The 16,640-nt window shown below is 63.3% G+C and carries 19 protein-coding genes; 9 read left to right on the top strand and 10 right to left on the bottom strand.

What is annotated here, in order from left to right; translation table 11 throughout:
* Positions 1-78 precede the first annotated feature (78 nt).
* On the bottom strand, positions 79-1,338 hold the full coding sequence (locus tag M9890_12525) for an FAD-dependent oxidoreductase (GenBank protein MCO5177773.1): 1,260 nt from the start codon (positions 1,336-1,338) through the stop codon (positions 79-81).
* Between the two features lie 324 nt (positions 1,339-1,662).
* Between M9890_12525 and M9890_12520 the strand changes: the two genes are divergently transcribed.
* Together M9890_12520 and M9890_12515 are read left to right on the top strand one after the other, a co-directional pair.
* A complete protein-coding gene (locus tag M9890_12520; protein ID MCO5177772.1) occupies positions 1,663-2,172 on the top strand; it encodes a universal stress protein in 510 nt (169 codons plus the stop codon).
* Positions 2,169-2,627 (top strand): universal stress protein, encoded by a 459-nt coding sequence (locus tag M9890_12515; protein ID MCO5177771.1) that lies wholly within the window; start codon positions 2,169-2,171, stop codon positions 2,625-2,627. The genes M9890_12520 and M9890_12515 overlap by 4 nt, the downstream gene beginning before the upstream one ends.
* A 13-nt stretch (positions 2,628-2,640) precedes the next feature.
* Here M9890_12515 and M9890_12510 read toward each other — a convergent pair whose 3' ends face one another.
* Both M9890_12510 and M9890_12505 read right to left on the bottom strand, forming a co-directional pair.
* Positions 2,641-3,495: a methyltransferase gene (locus M9890_12510; GenBank protein ID MCO5177770.1), complete on the bottom strand. Its 855-nt coding sequence runs from the start codon at positions 3,493-3,495 to the stop codon at positions 2,641-2,643.
* Positions 3,482-4,129: an HAD family hydrolase gene (locus tag M9890_12505; protein ID MCO5177769.1), complete on the bottom strand. Its 648-nt coding sequence runs from the start codon at positions 4,127-4,129 to the stop codon at positions 3,482-3,484. Before M9890_12505 ends, M9890_12510 begins: the two co-directional genes overlap by 14 nt.
* A gap of 87 nt (positions 4,130-4,216) precedes the next feature.
* Here M9890_12505 and M9890_12500 point away from each other — a divergent pair, with 87 nt between their 5' ends.
* Positions 4,217-4,756: a hypothetical protein gene (locus tag M9890_12500; GenBank protein ID MCO5177768.1), complete on the top strand. Its 540-nt coding sequence runs from the start codon at positions 4,217-4,219 to the stop codon at positions 4,754-4,756.
* Here the strand turns inward: M9890_12500 and M9890_12495 are convergent.
* Positions 4,753-5,727 carry a heme A synthase gene (locus tag M9890_12495; GenBank protein ID MCO5177767.1) on the bottom strand — a complete coding sequence of 325 codons (975 nt, stop codon included), beginning with the start codon at positions 5,725-5,727 and terminating at the stop codon, positions 4,753-4,755. The genes M9890_12500 and M9890_12495 overlap by 4 nt on opposite strands.
* A 152-nt stretch (positions 5,728-5,879) precedes the next feature.
* Between M9890_12495 and M9890_12490 the strand changes: the two genes are divergently transcribed.
* The 4 genes from M9890_12490 to M9890_12475 all read left to right on the top strand — a co-directional run bounded on the left by M9890_12490 (position 5,880) and on the right by M9890_12475 (position 8,159).
* The gene (locus M9890_12490; protein MCO5177766.1) at positions 5,880-6,215 is read left to right on the top strand and encodes a cupin domain-containing protein; all 336 of its coding nucleotides are present in this window, start codon (positions 5,880-5,882) and stop codon (positions 6,213-6,215) included.
* An 88-nt stretch (positions 6,216-6,303) separates the two neighbouring features.
* On the top strand, positions 6,304-6,888 hold the full coding sequence (locus M9890_12485) for an alanine racemase (GenBank protein MCO5177765.1): 585 nt from the start codon (positions 6,304-6,306) through the stop codon (positions 6,886-6,888).
* 99 nt (positions 6,889-6,987) lie between these two features.
* Positions 6,988-7,410: a hypothetical protein gene (locus M9890_12480; GenBank protein ID MCO5177764.1), complete on the top strand. Its 423-nt coding sequence runs from the start codon at positions 6,988-6,990 to the stop codon at positions 7,408-7,410.
* 11 nt (positions 7,411-7,421) lie between these two features.
* On the top strand, positions 7,422-8,159 hold the full coding sequence (locus M9890_12475; GenBank protein ID MCO5177763.1) for a ChbG/HpnK family deacetylase: 738 nt from the start codon (positions 7,422-7,424) through the stop codon (positions 8,157-8,159).
* Positions 8,160-8,228: 69 nt separating this feature from the next.
* Here the strand turns inward: M9890_12475 and M9890_12470 are convergent, their stop codons facing one another.
* The gene (locus tag M9890_12470) at positions 8,229-9,299 is read right to left on the bottom strand and encodes a L,D-transpeptidase (GenBank protein ID MCO5177762.1); all 1,071 of its coding nucleotides are present in this window, start codon (positions 9,297-9,299) and stop codon (positions 8,229-8,231) included.
* 377 nt (positions 9,300-9,676) lie between these two features.
* Here M9890_12470 and M9890_12465 point away from each other — a divergent pair, with 377 nt between their 5' ends.
* On the top strand, positions 9,677-10,402 hold the full coding sequence (locus M9890_12465) for a hypothetical protein (GenBank protein ID MCO5177761.1): 726 nt from the start codon (positions 9,677-9,679) through the stop codon (positions 10,400-10,402).
* A gap of 192 nt (positions 10,403-10,594) precedes the next feature.
* Here the strand turns inward: M9890_12465 and M9890_12460 are convergent, their stop codons facing one another.
* The 5 genes from M9890_12460 to M9890_12440 all read right to left on the bottom strand — a co-directional run bounded on the left by M9890_12460 (position 10,595) and on the right by M9890_12440 (position 15,559).
* Complete coding sequence (locus M9890_12460; protein ID MCO5177760.1) at positions 10,595-12,709, bottom strand: heterodisulfide reductase-related iron-sulfur binding cluster; 2,115 nt, start codon at positions 12,707-12,709, stop codon at positions 10,595-10,597.
* Entirely contained in the window at positions 12,706-13,233 is a 528-nt protein-coding gene (locus M9890_12455) for a hypothetical protein (GenBank protein MCO5177759.1), read from the bottom strand. Before M9890_12455 ends, M9890_12460 begins: the two co-directional genes overlap by 4 nt.
* A gap of 33 nt (positions 13,234-13,266) precedes the next feature.
* Complete coding sequence (locus M9890_12450; protein ID MCO5177758.1) at positions 13,267-14,223, bottom strand: electron transfer flavoprotein subunit alpha/FixB family protein; 957 nt, start codon at positions 14,221-14,223, stop codon at positions 13,267-13,269.
* Positions 14,223-15,005: an electron transfer flavoprotein subunit beta/FixA family protein gene (locus M9890_12445; protein MCO5177757.1), complete on the bottom strand. Its 783-nt coding sequence runs from the start codon at positions 15,003-15,005 to the stop codon at positions 14,223-14,225. Before M9890_12445 ends, M9890_12450 begins: the two co-directional genes overlap by 1 nt.
* 161 nt (positions 15,006-15,166) lie before the next feature.
* Entirely contained in the window at positions 15,167-15,559 is a 393-nt protein-coding gene (locus M9890_12440) for a nuclear transport factor 2 family protein (protein MCO5177756.1), read from the bottom strand.
* Between the two features lie 149 nt (positions 15,560-15,708).
* Between M9890_12440 and M9890_12435 the strand changes: the two genes are divergently transcribed.
* Complete coding sequence (locus M9890_12435) at positions 15,709-16,560, top strand: 3-hydroxyacyl-CoA dehydrogenase NAD-binding domain-containing protein (protein ID MCO5177755.1); 852 nt, start codon at positions 15,709-15,711, stop codon at positions 16,558-16,560.
* The last annotated feature ends 80 nt before the right edge of the window (positions 16,561-16,640 follow it).

The following is a 16,640-nucleotide window of genomic DNA, read 5'->3' as shown; positions in this document are numbered from 1 at the left end:
AGGCCGGCGGCAACAACAACCCGCCGCCCGCCTCCCCGTGATGCGGTAATGCGGCCGGCGATGCTGTTCTGGCGGCGATCAGATCCGCGAGAGGCGGCTGAAGCGATCCGGTGAGAACGGCTTGATATTGATGTCGGTGGTGCCGGTCGTCATCAGGTCGGCCATCACCGCGCCGGTTGCCGGGGCGAGCGTGACGCCGAGCATCGCGTGTCCGGCAGCGATCCAGGTGTTGTCCGAGCCCGGCACGCGGCCAAGCACCGGGATGCCGTCGGCGGTCATCGAGCGCATGCCAACCCAGGTGCGCTCGTTGCCCTTCGGGTCCCAGTTGGCCAGGTAGGTGCGACCTGCCTTGTGCAGCGCGGCGACACGCTCCGGGCGGATCTCCAGGTTGATGCCGGAGAGCTCCATCGTGCCGGCCAGCCGGAGGGCGTTGGCGAACGGCGTGCAGGCGCAGCGTGCTTCGATGAAGTTCATCGTCTTCGAGATGGCCGGCGGATCCTGATCGACGGTGACGCTGTAGCCCTTGCCGGCTTCCAGCGGCAGGTGCGTGCCGGTGATCCGCTTGGTGACGGGGCCGGACCACGCGCCGCAGGCGACGACCACTTCGTCGGCCTCGATGTCGCCAACGGTGGTTCGCAACAGATTCACGTTGCCACTGCGGCGCGACGAGCCGTAAACGCTCACGCCGGAGCGAATCTCGATGCCGCGCTCGGTCAGCGCCTCGACCAGTCCCTCGACGAACGTGTCGGGGCGGATGTGGCGCTCGCTGTCGATTGCGACGGCACCGGCGACGTTGCGCGACAGACCCGGCTCCTCGTCGAAGACTTCCTGCCCGAAGACGGTGCGAACCTTGTCGAGGCCGAATTCCTCCATGCCGCCGAGCAGGTGCGCCTCTTCCTCAACCATCTCGCGGCTGAGGCCGAGGATGAACATACCCTCGCGGTGCATCTCGAACTGCACGCCACCTGCGGCGAGCGCGTCGTACTGCTGCATCGTCTTGGAGTTCAGCTCCGACAGCGCCTTCATGTTGTCGTGGAAGGCTTCGTCGCTGCAGTGCCGCCAGAAATCAACCATCCACAGCGCGAAGCGTGGATCGAGGCGGGGCTTAACGTAGAGCGGACTATCGCTCCGGAGCATCCACTTGATCGACTGCGCGACGACGCCGGGTGCTGGTACTGGCGTCGCGTAGCCACGCACGACCCAACCAGCGTTGCCGAATGAACTACCTGCGCCCGGACCCTCCTGGTCGACGATCAGGACTTCTCGACCGCGCTTCTGCAGCTCCCAGGCTGTGCAGAGGCCGATCACTCCGGCGCCAATGATGACTGTCCTGCCCATGTCTCTCCCCATGCTTCTCCCGATGCCCACCTCATGGCACTCAACATGTCAGTATCGGTCACCGGCCAGCCGAATGTCCAGTAAATCAGCCCGTGTGGACCGAAATTGGTTTGCGCAATGCGTCAATCAGGTCGAACTGGTCGCCTGCGAGTCGCGGCATCAGGAACCCCTGTGCGCCAGACCCTTGCGACCCCGCCCGATTGTCACAACGCTGTAACGGCGCTGTGCCGACTGTGACGGGAAACGAGGCGGTGGCGGGCTACGATCGATGGTGCCGGTGGTTTCGCGTGGCCCACCAGCTGGACAACATCAGGGAGGTGTCAGATGACGCAGACAATCATCGTACCGCTGTCCGGTGACGACGCGGATGCGCGCGTTGGTGAGGCTGCGATTCCGGTTGCGCGTGCGCTCGCCGATCGGACCGGTGCAGCCATGCTGCTGGTCACCGTCGTTGAGCCGCAAGCGCCGGCATCGCGCGGTGATCTGCCCGATGCCGCTGTCCAGGCATGCCGCGCCTGGCTGGAGGAGATCGCGGAGCGAATCGAGGGGGTGCCGGTCAAGGTCGCCGTCCTTGTCGGTCAGCCAGGGCACGAGATCGCTGCGCTGGCCGTCGATGCTGCTGAGCCGATGATCGTGATGACGACGCACGCGCGTCGCGGCTTGCGGCGGGTGTTGCTCGGCAGCGTGGCGTTCCAGGTCGTGCGTGATGCTCCGTGCCCGGTCGTCGTCGTGCCGCCACCGACCGGCGAGATTCCGGACACGTATGAACTCAAGCGTGTACTGGTGCCGCTGGACGAGTCGCCGGCCGCCGAGGTCGCGCTCGAGATCGGGTGACGGCGCTCAACGGTGATCCTCTGGATGTGGTGCTGCTGGAAGTGGTTGAGCAACCATTGCGCCGGAGCGGCCTGGTCGAGCGCGAATATATGCGCGGATGGCGATGCCGACGGCGCGGGCGTATCTGGACGACGTTGCTTCCGACATTGTTGCGCACGGTCATCGAGCGCACGTTGCAGTCCGCTTCGGGTATCCGGGACGCGAGATCATGGACATGGTCCAGGGCCGAGGCGTTCGATCTGGTGGTGATGGCCACGCGTGGCCGCTCGGGTCTGGGGCGCGTCGTGCTCGGCTCGGTCGCCGAGGACGTGCTGCGGACGGCGACGGTGCCGCTGCTGCTGATCGGCCCGGGTTTGCTGGCGACGAAGCTGACGTCGCCGAACGCAGTCAGCAAGCGCGGACTGGCGGCACATAGCCGTGCCGTCGCTGAGACGACCGGCGGGATCGTCGGCTGATTGACGCGTTCACCTACGGGTAGGCGACGATACCAAACGCCTCGGGCCGCCGGACGACGCGCCGAAAGCCTGCTTCGCCAAGACGCTGAATGACGCCCTTGGTGATCGAGCGGCCTGAAGCGCTGTCCGGATCGCCGATGTAATGGAAGACGCGCCCGTTCGGTCGGCAGACGCGCAGCATCTGGCGGTACATCTCGCGAGAGTACAGCTCACCGCCCAGACTCATCGCCGGTGGGTCGTGGATGATGCGGGAGAACGTCGCGCTCGGCAGCTCCTGGATGACCTCGAAGGCGTCGCCGATCACCTGCTCAATGCGTGGATTCGTGAACAGCTCGCGCGACCAAGGATTCTGGCGGGCGATCTCGAGCGCTGCCGGGTCCAGCTCGATCGTCACAACGCGATCGGCGGTCTTGCCGGCTGCGATGGCCGTGTAGCCCAGTCCGGTTGCGGTATCGAGGACGTCGCCGGTCAGGGGTGAGATCGTGGCGATCTTGCGGGCGGTGTCAACCAGCGGGTCGATGCCCTTGATACGGTGCATAGGAATGCCGGAGGCCAGCATCGTTGGGGCACCAGTGGTTGGCATGAGCGTGCGAACCCAGTTGGTCGTCTCTGAGAAGACGCGGATGTGGATGATCTCGTCCGGCTCGATCCGGAAGCAGCCGTTCTCCGACGACGCGATGTCCTCAATTGTCGCCCAGTCGAGCGTGCTGCCGTCGGTTAACTCGACGCCATCATCCCGAACAACGACGGTTGATTCGCTCAAGCCCAGATCGAGCGACAGCCTGGTCGCACCCACGTGCCCGCGCCGGGCCAGCAGCGGCTCGCACTGATAGCGCGAGAGAACGATCTGCGCGTTAGCTGCAGACATGGTCTCGTATCCAGCGATCGAAGTCGGTGACGGTGATGAAGAGCCGTTGCGGGTTGGTCGCCGCCAAAGCATCGCGATCGGCAGTGTCGGCCCAGGCTGCTGCGATGGGCGTGGCACCGGCTTCTGCCGCGTGCTGCATGTCGTAGGCGGTGTCGCCAACATAGGCGACCTGCTCGACTGGCAGCGCCCACTGTTCGGCGACCTCGCGGATCTGCTGCGACTTGATGACGCCCGTAGCGGAACCGGACGCAATCAGGTCGAAGTACGCATCGAGACCCAGTCGCCGGACTGAGATGGCGGCGCTTCCAGCTCCCTTGCCGGTGATGATCGCCATCCGTGCGCCACTCTCGTTGATGTGGCGTAGTGTCTCATCGATCCCATCGAACGTCGCCAGGCAGGTGTCGTGGTGGGCCTCGTACTCGGAGAGAAAGCATTGCAGTGCCTGTTGCCAGCCGTCGCCAGCCATCTGCTGCAGAATCCCCTCCTCGTTCGGGCCGAAGAGCGCCATGATCTCCGGGTCGCTGTACTGACGCCCCGTTATGTCGCGCAGAACCGGGCGGAAAGCAGCACAACAGACTGGCAGCGTATTCGCCAGTGTGCCGTCCAGGTCAAAGATCACACCACGGATCGTCATTGTTGTTCACCCCTTGCCTCCGATCATCCTCCGGCAGCGAGGCTATCACAACGCCGTCGCATTGCCGCCAACACCTACAATCAGCCTATGGATGAGCAGGTTCCTGACTGGTTCGAGAATCTGGACGACGAAGAGCTGGATCGTCGTGCGAGCAACCGCCCCAACTGGCGGTTGTGGATTGTTCTGCTGTCGATCCTGATCGTCCTCGGGCTAGCCGTCATCCCGACGCTTGACCTGCTCCACATCGGTCGCGGCGGATCGTCCGGTTCCGACGATGGCATCACGCCGACGCAACGCGTCGCCCGCTCGTTCAGCATTGCGCTGCTCGGCAGCAGGTCCGTTGATCGCACCATGGTGCACGCCGAGGCGGATCTGTTGCCGACCGTCACCGATGTACTTGCCGCGCTCCACGACCTCGACGCAGCGCAGCAGCCTGATGCGCAGATCACGATCGGGACAGCTCGTTGTGCTGCCGCAGTGCCGACCCAATCCGAATGTTTTCATGCCTGGTTGCGTCAGTCCGACGGCGTCGAATTGTTCGGGATCGGATTCGCCGTTGGTAGCCAGTCCGGCACACCGCGCGTCACGCATCTGGAGCGGCTGGTGCCGCTGATGGCGGCGCGCTAGTCACCAGCCGGCGACGGGAGCGGTGAGCGCTGCTCGGTCGCTGCTGGTGTCGCCGCGCGCGCCTCTTCGGGGCGCGGCAGGACGTGCACGCACATGTAGGTCATTGTGCCGAAGAAGAGCGACACGATGATGCTGTGCGACATGGTGGCGAAGGTGTCGACCCGCGTCAGCACGACGATGCCGCCGCCGATGGCCTGGGCGATGACAAACGCCACTGCCAGGATGCTGCCCCAGTAGAGGTCGGGGCGCGTGTCGCGGAGATTGCGGGTCCAGCGCAGCAGCGCGATCATGCCGATGACAAGGACCGCCGCGGAGACGCGGTGGCCGAAGGCAATGCCGACCGGCCCGGAAAAGCCGGGGAAGACACTGCCGTTACACAGCGGCCAGTCGGTGCAGGCCAGCATCGAATTCGTGTGGCGCACATACGCGCCGAGGTAGACGACGACGTAGGTGTAGGCGGTCAGACCCCAGACCACCCAGCGCAGGCGTGATGTCACTCGGTGATCGCGTAGCTTGTCCCAACTGTCGATGTCGTACATCATCGCCGCGACGAGGACGGTGCTGGCGAAAGCGATCAGTGAGATGCCGAAATGCAGCGCTTTCACCTCGTCGGACTGCGGCCACATGACCGCCGCCGCGCCGAGGCCGGCCTGCAGGAACAGGAACCCGATCATGATCGGGACGTAGATACGCATTTCGCGGCGATGGCGGTAGAGCTTCAGCGCGCCGATGGCAGTGGCGAAAATCAGCACGGTCGCGATCGAGGTGACGAAGCGGTGGCTGAACTCGATGGCGGTCTCGAATGTGTACTGCGGAATGAACTTGCCGTGGCACAGTGGCCACGAATTCCCGCAGCCGTCAGCCGAGCCGGTGTTGCTCACTAGCGCGCCCTGGATCAGCACCAGCAGCATTACCGCCGCATTCAGCACGGCAATGCGCCGAACGATCGTCTTCAGTCGTGCCCGTTCCATGCTTCTGCCACTCCTGAGGTGTCCCGCCCCGACCGTCGCTCAAGGATACGACGTTCCATCCGCCCCGGCGACTCGTGCTTGAGCGACAGCGGCAACCGCTCTACTATCAGAGTCTGAATACGTCGTTCCCGCCATCGGCAAGGAGGCTGCGGGTGGAAGCATGGACGCTTAACGATCTGCTCGAACGCGCTCGGACATCAGAGACTGACTTCTACGATGTTCTGCGTCACGATTCGATGAGCTGCGGTATCTATCGGCTGGCGGCCAACGGCATCGACGATCAGGTGCCGCACTACGAGGATGAGATCTACATCGTCCTGCATGGAACGGGTCGTCTGAAGGTGGGAGATGAGGACATCGCCGTCGGCCCTGGCTCGCTCGTCTTCGTCGCCGCGCACGTCGAGCATCGCTTCCACGACTTCGCCGAAGATCTGGAGATTCTCGTCCTGTTCGCCCCGGCCTACACCGGACGCCATCTGGTTGAGTGAGACAGACGAATCACGGCGGGGTCTCTGGTAGCATGCGTGCTGGCGAGGTGATTCAGCGGACGCACGAAGAGGGTGAGAGGGGTTGGGTATGGCAGCGATGCGCGCGATTCGTCCCGGTATGCCGGTTGAAGAGCTTGAGACGCCCGTGCTGGTCGTCGATCTGGACACCATGGAGCGCAACCTGGCGCGGATGATGGAGATCCTCGATGGCTCGTCGCTGCGGCTGCGTCCGCACCTGAAGACCGCGAAGTCCCCAACCATCGCCCACCTGATGATCGAGGCTGGAGCGATCGGCGTTTGCAGCGCCAAGCTATCCGAGGCCGAGGTGATGGCCGACGCCGGTATCCGCGACATCCTGCTGACCTCCGAGGTCGCCGGGCCGGGCACGTTCGACCGCCTCGTCGCGTTGGCGGCACGGCTGCCCGAGTTCAAGGCTGTCGTCGATAATGCCTGGGCAGTGGACAAGATCGCGGCCATCGCGCGCGAACGCGGGGTCGTCGTCAAGCTGCTGATCGAGATCGACGTCAAGACTGGCCGCAGCGGCGTGGTGGATGCCGAGGCGGCGCTGGCGCTGGCCGATCACATCCGCGACACCGACGGCGTCGAACTGGTTGGCCTGCATGGCTACGCCGGTCACGCGCAAGTGCAGCCCGAGGGTTCGCCGCGAACGTAACGATCCAGCGATGGAGCTGCTGAGCGATGTTGTCGAGTACTGCGTGAGCGCGGCCACGAGATCCCGATCCTCAGCGGCGGCGGTAGTGGTACGGCGGCGATGGATGCGAGTCGTGGCCTGTTGAACGAGTTGCAAGCTGGCTCGTTTCTCCTGATGGATGTGGCCTATCGCAATGCCGGCGTGCCGTTCGAGAACGCGCTCTTCTGTCGCTCGACCATCATCAGCCGTCCAACGCCAGAGCGCGCAGTCTGCGACGCTGGTCAGAAGACGCTGACGGCCGACTCCGGTCCGGCCGAGGTCACTGGCCGCGCAGGTGTCCGCTACGTGCGTGGTTCTGACGAGCACGGCGCTCTGGCGGTCGAGCCCGCCGAGTTGGAATCTGACCTCAACGTTGGCGATACGATCCAGCTCATTCCCAGCCACGTCTGCACGACGATCAACCTGCACGACCTGATGGTCGGCGTCCGCAATGGACGGGTGGAGACAGTCTTTCCGATCGCCGCTCGCGGCCACCTCTGGTAGAGGAGCATTGCATGCGACGGCTCATCGTCAATGCCGATGACTTTGGTCGCGCGCCGGGCGTGAGTTGCGGGATCATCGAGGCGCACCGGGCCGGGATCGTCACCAGCACAACGCTAATGGTCAACCAGCGCTGGAGCCGCGATGCCGCCCATCTCGCGGAGTCTGATCCAGCGCTCGGCATCGGGCTGCACCTGAGCTTCTGCTATGGCGAACCACTGGCACAGGTTCCGTCGCTGACCGGTGCAGACGGCATGTTGGACCGCGACCTCGACCGGCTGCGCGCGAACCTGCTGGTAGAGGACATTGAGGCTGAGGGACGCGCTCAGCTGGAGCGCTTCCGCAAGCTCACTCGCCGCAACCCGACCCACCTCGACAGCCATCAGCATGTCCATGCCTGGCCGGAGGTGCGCGGCATCATCGCGCAGATCGCCAACGAGAACGAGTTGCCGCTGCGGGCCATCGACGACGAGCATCGCGCTTTCCTGCGTGGCGCAGGTGTGCGCACCACAGATCATTTCGTCGGCGATTTCTTCGCTCCGGGCAGCATGGATGCCGAGGGCCTGCTGGCCGCACTGGCAGTGCTCCCTGACGGCGTGACCGAGTTGATGTGCCATCCGGGCTACGACGACCAACACCTGTCCGACAGCTCATTCCGCCGCGAACGTGAGGCGGAGCTGATGCTGCTGTGCCGACCTGATGTCCGCAACGCCCTTGCTGACGTGGCCCTCACGACCTGGGCGAGTCTCTAGCTTCGGGCAATCACGCAAACGGCCCGGACCAACTGGTCCGGGCCGTTTGCGTTGCGTCAGAGCTGTGCGCTAGTAGTGCACGGAGACGAGTGTGCCGTAGGGTGCCCACGAGTAGAGCCAGGCGGCGTCCCCGACCGGCGTGTTCACGCAGCCGTGACTGCCGGAGTAGCCGAACGACGAACGCCAGTAGGCTCCATGGATGGCGAAGTCGGCGTAGAAGTACATGACCCACGGCACGTCTTCCGTCTCATAACGACTGCCATCGACGTTGTAGCCACTCATCGTTTGCGAATCGAGCTTCCAGTAGATGTTGAAGTTGCCGGTGACGGTTGGGTACTCGGCTGCGCCGTCGACGATGTAGGTCTGCAAAACGGCGTTGCTGCCCTCGTAGGCCGTTAACAGGTAGGTCGACAAGTTGATGTCGATCCACTTCTCGCCGCCTGCCGCCGGTGCGGTGTAGGTGGCCTCGGCGTAGGTCGGCACGCCGTCCGGCTGCGCGCCGGTCAGCTTCAGCGACGAGTGCAGCGCCGCGTCGTAGATGCCGAGCGGGACGAGTGACACGCCGAAATTAGGATTCCACGACAGCGCGCCGCGCTCAAAGAATTGGTAATTCGTGTCGCCGATCGAGAATTCTTCGGAGATCGGCATGCCCAGTCGGTCGCCGGTGTCGCCCTTCTCCCAGGCATGCAGGAAGGCGTTCGCCAGCATCCGACCGTTGTCGAACACCCGCGTGCCATCTGTCTGCGTGTGCTGGCGGGCCAGGAACGCGGGGTGGAGGCCGGTCAGGCCGAGGCTGGCGGCAACCGACAGTCCGACCGGCGCAGAGACTGCGTCTGATGGCTGCGCCTGATCCAGTGCTGGCTTGGCGATCTCCATGCGTGTGAAGGTGAACCACTGCACCCAGCTATCACCGCGCTGGACGGCCGGGCTCACCGGCTCACCTGCTTCGCGCAGGCCGCCGTGATCTTCCCAGGCCTCGTAGAACGGATTGCTCAGCACCTGCCCGGTGTCGTCGAAATAGACGCCCGTCGCCGGGTCCACACTGGCAGACGCCAATGACGGAAACATTGCAGCGATAAGAAGAAAGGCAATACCTGCGGCGATTGTGCGAGCGAAGCCTCGATCACCGCGTCTGTTCATCTGTTTCATTGCGAACGTACGAGTCCTTTACCCATTGACCCCTATTCGTACTGCACCAAACCTAACAGGGTTGTGCCTGTTCGGCAACTGGACTTTGTGGGTGGGCATTATGTGAAGCGATTTGGCGGGCAGCCGCGATCGGCTACAGTAAGGGTACGGATGCTCTATACAAATCTACAAAGGCGTGTCTACCCGTATGTGCCTATACTGTTGTCAACCATCTGGTGCGGCTGATGGGCGCGGCAAAGATGGGTGGTGACGTCTCAATAGGGGCGTATCGAGGAACCAAAAACCCCAGGATCTGAGCACCGATCCTTGCGGGATCGGGGGAAGATACCTGGGGCATAGCCTTATTAGTATACGACAGGTACCACCCGATGGCAATGAGTCCACCAGCGCCGACGCCGGAAGCTCGCTTCGTCCAGGATCTGCTCCGACCGGTTTCCCAGGAGCGCCTGGATAAGTACCGTCCACCGAGCGGCTCCGACCTCGATATGCTCGTCAACTACTATTGGAACATCGCGCTCTGCCAGGCTCTCTATCCGGCCCTCGACTGTGTCGAGGTTGCGCTGCGCAACACGATCCACATGACGCTCACGGACTACTACGGGACTGAGTACTGGTTCGACGATCTCAGGATCGTGCGCCAGGCGCAATTCGACGATGCCCAGGAGGCCAGGAGGAAACTGATCAGGCGTCGGCAGTCTGCCAACGCAGGGAAGATCGTGGCTGAACTCAACTTCGGGTTCTGGGTGCAGATTCTGACGAAACACTACGAAGCTCCAATCTGGAGCCCCAACCGATTCGCGCTGATGCTGACCGCATTTCCCAATGTATCCCGCAACGCAAGAAAGCCCCGCAGCATTCAGGGGCGGTACTTCAAAATCAACCTGCTTCGCAACCGGGTGTTTCACTTCGAGCCCATCTGGCACCGCACAAATCTGCCGCAGGAACACCTCGAGGTGCTGGACGCGATCGACTGGATTAGCCCACGGCAGGCTGAAGCCGTGCGCCTCTTCGACACGTTCCAAACAACATACCGGGATGGGATACCTGAGGTGAGAGCGAAGATAGAGGGGTACCTCGTCGGCCGCACGTCGTAAGTCAGCACTGCCATTGCTCGATGGTGACGGACGACAAAGCGAAATGTCCCGACTGATTTCTGGTCTCCGTCGAGCACTAATGCAGTTCTGATTCCGTCGAGTCCATCGGAACCTGCGCACATGCCAGGCAACTGTGTCCCGCTCTCAACCCCTTGGCAGCGATGTGCGCGTTTGTAGCTGCCGGGGCGTGGTCTACTCGCCGCCGTCTGCCCTCGCGCCATTCGCCGGTTGCTTCGTGCGCATCGACCCGGCGACCAGTTCTGCCAGATCCTTCACGGCAAACGTCTCCTCAGCACCAACGCCCTTGATGCCGTCCTCGAACATCGTCATGCAGAACGGGCAGGCGGCGCAGAGGACTTCGGCACCGGTGTCAATTGCCTCGGTGACACGGGCCTGGTTGATGCGCGTGCCGCTGGTCTCCTCCATGAACATGCGACCGCCGCCGCCGCCACAGCAGAATGACTTGTTGCGGTTGCGGCGCATCTCCACCAGCTCGACGCCCGGCAGCGCATTCACGACGCCGCGCGGCTCGTCGTAGACGCCGTTGTAGCGCCCGATATAGCAGGGGTCGTGATAGGTCACCTTGCCCTGCGCGATGGCCGAATCAGGCTCCAGCTGGATGTGGCCCTCGTCGATGAGCTGGTTGATGAGTTGCGAGTGGTGGACAACCTCGTAGTTTCCGCCGATCTGCGGGTACTCGTTGGCCATCGCGTTGAAGCAGTGCGGGCAGGCGGTGACGATCTTCTTGAATGAATACTGGTTGAGCGTCTCGACCGTCTGCATCGCCAGCATCTGGGCCAGATATTCGTTGCCGACGCGCTTGGCCGGGTCGCCGGTGCAGGTCTCTTCCTTGCCGAGGATGGCGAAGTTGATGCCCGCCTCCTGCAGGATGCGCGTCAGCGCGATCGTCGTCTGCTGGCTGCGCGAGTCGAACGAGCCGAGGCAGCCGACGAAGAACAGCACCTCAACCTCTTCACCGGCGGCGGCCTTCTCGGCCATGATCGGGACCGGTGCCCCGACCTTGCGCGTCCAGTCGTCGCGCTGATTTTGCGGGAACTGATACGGGCTGTTGAGCCGTTCAAGGTTGTTGAACATCGTGACGAGCTCGTCGGGGAATTCGCCCTGTTCCAGGACGAGGTTGCGACGCATGCCGACAATGAGCGGCACGTGCTCAATGTAGACCGGGCAGTGCTCCATGCAGGCCCCACAGGTCGTGCAGTCCCACAATTCGGCCGGCGTCACCACGCCACCGATCAGATCGCGATCAGCACCGGCACCCCAGCGGAAGCGCGCTGAGTTCTCGCCCTCGCCGACTTCGCCGGAGAAGATGCCGCCGTTGTCGGCTGAGAATCCGGCAATCTCCAGAATCAGGTCGCGCGGTCGCAAGTCCTTGCCGGTGTTGAACGTTGGGCAGTACTCCAGGCAGCGCCCGCAGTGCATGCAGGCGTCCACGTTCATGAGCTGTGCCCAGGAGAAGTCCTCGAGGTGGGCGATGCCGAACGATTCGGCCTCTTCCAAGTCAGGGATCGAGGCCAGCTCGCCCATTGGTCGCAGACGCCGGAAGAAGACATTCGCCAGGCTGGTGAAGACGTGGACCATCTTCGAGTAGGCCAGGTAGCCGAGGAAGACAAACGTCGTCAGGAAGTGACCCCACCAGTTGATCCAGTGCAGATCGCGCAGCGTCGATTCCGATAGCCCCTGATACGCGATCGACATCGGGTATGACACCCACGACCACGGCCCCCAGGCGTCCTTCTCGACCGCCAGACGCAGGGACTGGACGACGAAACCCTGCACGCTCAGCACGAGCAGCATCGTCAGCAGGATCAGATCGTCTGCCGCCGTTTCCTGATAGACCGGACGCATGCCGAAGCGGCGCAGGAAGGCCATGACGACGCCGGTAATGAGCATGACGCCGCCGAGGTTCACGATCAGCTTGTAGCCGAGGTAGAAGTTGCCGTTGTAGAACGACCAGCCGAACAGTGGCACAGTGATGTCGTCTTCGGTTGCGACGATTAGTGTGCCGATGAACAGAATGACGAAGCCGCCGAAGAGACAGGCATGCATGATGCCTGCGTAAAGCTTGTTACGGCGGATGATCCGACCGTGGAAGATGCTCTTTTGCAGCGCCCCGCGAAGCCGGATTCCCCAGTCTCCGAAGCGATCCTCCGGTTGGCCACGCAGCCAGATGCTCGCGCGCCGCGCCAGGCCGAAAGCGATGAACGCGAACGGGATGACCATGAGCGTGAGGAGCGCGATGCGGGAGATGCTCCCAATATTCCACAGGATCTCGCGGGTTGGAATCACGCGTCTGCTCCTTCACCGTTCGGCTCACCAACTGCGTTCGTGGGAGATTCACCGGCCGCCCGAACGATCCGCAGCACGGTCAGACCGCCCGTCATCAGTGTGGCGGCCAGCATCAGGAAGCCGATCAGCAAACCGAGCGCGACCATCACCCCGCTGCGATCCAGCCCGGCCTCGCCTGTGATGCCACCGACCATCGCCACGAGCGCGACGACGGCCGGAGCGATACCGGCGACCGTGGCGATGACCCCGATCGCGGCACCACGACTCCGCAACCAGTTGGGGACGCGAAGCGAATGCGGATCAAGGAGGCCGGTGTCGATACCGATGCCGATGCCGCCGAGCGAGATCAGCCCGGCAGCGAAGACGCGCAGCTGATGGACGTCGCCAAGCTCGGATACCAGGAGGCCGACGAAGCCCAGGGCGAACGCCACGATCCCCAGCACCCGCAAGTGCTGACTGACGAAGCTTCTGACCGCATCGACTTTCGATGTGGTCGTTGCCTGTGCGTCTTCGTCCGTAGACATCGCAGCCTCCCCATCCGTGCGTATTCTGGCGTCCTAGCTGTTGCGGAGCTGTTCGGTTAGCTTCGGTACGACAGTCAGGACATCGCCGACGATGCCGAGATCGGCCAGCTCGAAGATCGGAGCGTCGGGATCGCGATTGATCGCGACGATGTACTTGCTCCCCTTCATGCCGGCGATGTGCTGAATGGCACCAGAGATGCCGCAGGCAACATACAGCGTCGGCTTGACCGTCTTGCCGGTCTGGCCGACCTGATGTGAATACGGCACCCATCCGGCGTCGACGATTGCGCGGGTTGCGCCCGGTGCGCCCCCCAGCGTCTTGGCCAACTCCTCGACCAGCGCATAGTTCTCCGGCTGCCCGAGACCACGACCGCCCGAGACGATGATGGCCGCGTCCTCAAGGTTCGGCCCCTCGCTCGCCTCGACCACGTTCTCGACGACACGCGTGCGCAGCGTGCTGTCATCAATAGCGACATCAACCGCCTTGACCTCAGCCTGCCCACCGACTTCCTCGGCAGCGAACGCCTTCGGCCGGAGCTGCACGAGGTGTGGCTTCGAGCCGTTCAGCGTGACGGTGCCGGTCGTCTCAGCGCCCCACGGCACGGTGACCCGCAGGTCGTCGCCGTCGTAGGCCACGTCTGTCGCATTGGCGATGATGCCGACATCCAGCTTGGCGACCAGCCGCGAGACTACGTCGCGCGCCGATGGCGTGCTGGAGAACAGGATGATGTCCGGCGCATCAGCACCAGCCATCGTCGCCAGCGTCGCCGCCTGCGGCTCAGCCAGATACTCGGCGTAGCGCGCGTCGTCACCGTGGTGGATGACTGCCGCGCCGTGATTGCCGATGCTCGCCAGCGCATCCGCGTCGGCCGGACCCAGCACCACTGCTTCGGCGGTGCCGAGTGCGCGAGCCAGCGTCAGCAGCTCCAACGAGCCGCGATGCGGTGCGTTATCGGTAACCTCAGTCCAGACCCATACTCGCTTTGCCATTACGCCACCTGGATCTTCTTGAGATAGGCGACGATCTGGTCAACGCTGTCGCCACCTTCGTCTGTGATCTTGACGCCCTGCTTCTCCTCGCGGATCAGCTCGACCGTCAGGACCTCCTCCTTCGCGCCGGATTCACCGACTGCACCGGCGTCAACGCCGAGTGCTCCGGTATCACGTGCGTCAACCGGCTTCTTCTTGGCTTGCATCATCAGCTTGAACGACGGATAGCGCGGCTCGGCGACGGAGGCCGTCACCGTGACGAGCGCCGGCAATTGCGCCTGCACCGTCTGGTAGCCGCTCTCGGTCGCGCGCTGAATGCTGACCGCGCCGCCATCGACGGCGAGCGAGCGGGCGAACGTGACCTGTGGCAGGTCGAGCAGCTCGGCCAGCGCGCCCGGCACCATGCCGGTGTAGGCGTCGGTGCTCTCCACTGCGCAGATGACCATGTCCGGCTCTTCAGCCTTGATGGCTGCTGCCAGTGCCTTGGCTGTGCCGAGCGCGTCGGAACCGGCCAGCGCATCATCGATGATATGGATAGCCCGTCCGGCACCCATCGCCATGGCGCGCCGTAGCGCATCCTCGGCGGCGGCCGGACCCATCGTCAGGACGACGACCTCGCCGCCATCTTTCTCGACGATCTGAAGCGCGATCTCGATGCCGAACTCGTCGGACGGATCGAGAATCGACTGGGCCGGGTTCCGCTTGAGCCGCTTGGTGCCGGTATCGACCTCCATCGGCATATTCGGATCAGGGACGTGTTTTGCGCAGACGACGATCTTCATCGCGACAGACGATTCCTTTCGTTACGCCGGGTGTCGTCTCGAATGTCTCGCTGGAAGGATGCACTGCTGCCTCGGGGACGGATCATAGGTGAGCCGGACCGCGATTGGCAAGGACAAATCGCACACCCGAGCGTGCTAGCGAGCAGATGATTGCCCGAAAACTAGTCGAAAAATTTCCGTTGGCGTGTGTCGGCGCGCCGTCGTTGCAACCGCCAACCATGCTCCGTACGCACGAGCCTGTCGTAATAATCTCCGGTGATTGGCTGGCCCTCGTTGGGGAAGCCGATGAACTTACTATGCGCCGAAACGCTGCCGTCATCCTCCTCTGCGAGCGTGATGTTGCCGGTGAAATGCCCGTACATATTGCGCCCCAGGAACGTTTTGACGATGTCGGCAATGCCATTGAGGTCAGGCAAGCCGTAGGTACTGCGATCGAAGACGAAGTCATCGGAGAAGACTTCGTGTGCGCGATCCCAGTCGTGGTCATCGACAACGTGCCCGTACTTGGTCAGTACCGAGTGGATCTCCAATATATCCTCAGCGGTTAACGCCATATCTCTCTCCTTCCTATTACAGTATCGCGCAGATGCAGGGTCAGGCGAAACTGGATTCCCGGACGCCACGAGCTGCGAGCGATATGGCAGCATGGCTCGTAGCTGACATCGACTGAGTGAACGTGTCCGGGCCAGAGAAAGGATTGCGTATGGTCGCGCGTTTGACTGTTGAAGATGTTGAGCGACGGCCAGTCGCTATTGTTGGCGCGGGCACGCTGGGCGGCATGATTGCTGCAACGTTCATAGGACACGGCGCTGATGTCCACCTGTTCGACATTAGTCCCGCTCAGCTGCGTGCGGCAGCGTCACATGTAGACGCCGTTGTCAGCACGCTCGGTGACGGCGACCGCGGCCAGCTAACGACTTCAACGTCGCTGGCAGATACGGTGCGGGATGCCTGGCTCATCATCGAGGCTGTCCCGGAGCGGCTCGATCTCAAGCGCGACGTGTTCGCGCAGATCGACGAGGTGGCGCCTGAGGACGCGATTCTGACGACGAACTCGTCGTCGTACCGTAGCAGCGCGCTGGCCGACGTCGTGTCGCAGCCAGAGCGGCTGATGAACACGCACTTCTACCACCCGCCAGAGCGCAACGCAGTTGAAGTGATGACCAGCGGATCGACCGATCCGGCGCTGATTGAGCTGGTGATCGAGCAGTTGGGGCGGCGTGGTTTTCGACCGTTCCATGTCCGCCAGGAGAGTACCGGCTTCATCTATAACCGGGTCTGGGCAGCGATCAAGCGTGAGGCGCTGATGGTCGTCGCGACGGGCGTGGCTGCGCCGGAGGATGTTGATGCGCTGTTTCGCTCATTTCACGAAGCCGGGGTCGGCCCGTTCGAGCTGATGGACCGGGTCGGGCTGGATGTTGTGCTGGAGATTGAGGAGCACTACGCGCGCGAGCGCGAAGGCATACCCGAGGAACCGCGACAACTGCTGCGGCGCTACATCACCGAGGGCAAGCTCGGTGTGAAGAGCGGTGAGGGGTTTTATCGGTACGAGTAGATGCGCGAAAGCGGGCATGAAAAGGCCCGCAGATGATGAAGATCTGCGGGCGAATGGTAGCGGGGGCAGGATTCGAACCT

Source organism: Thermomicrobiales bacterium (genome assembly GCA_023954495.1).
Lineage (GTDB): Bacteria > Chloroflexota > Chloroflexia > Thermomicrobiales > CFX8 > JAMLIA01.
Note: the sequence above shows the minus strand (reverse complement) of the source record. Positions and strands in the feature narration are given on the sequence as shown.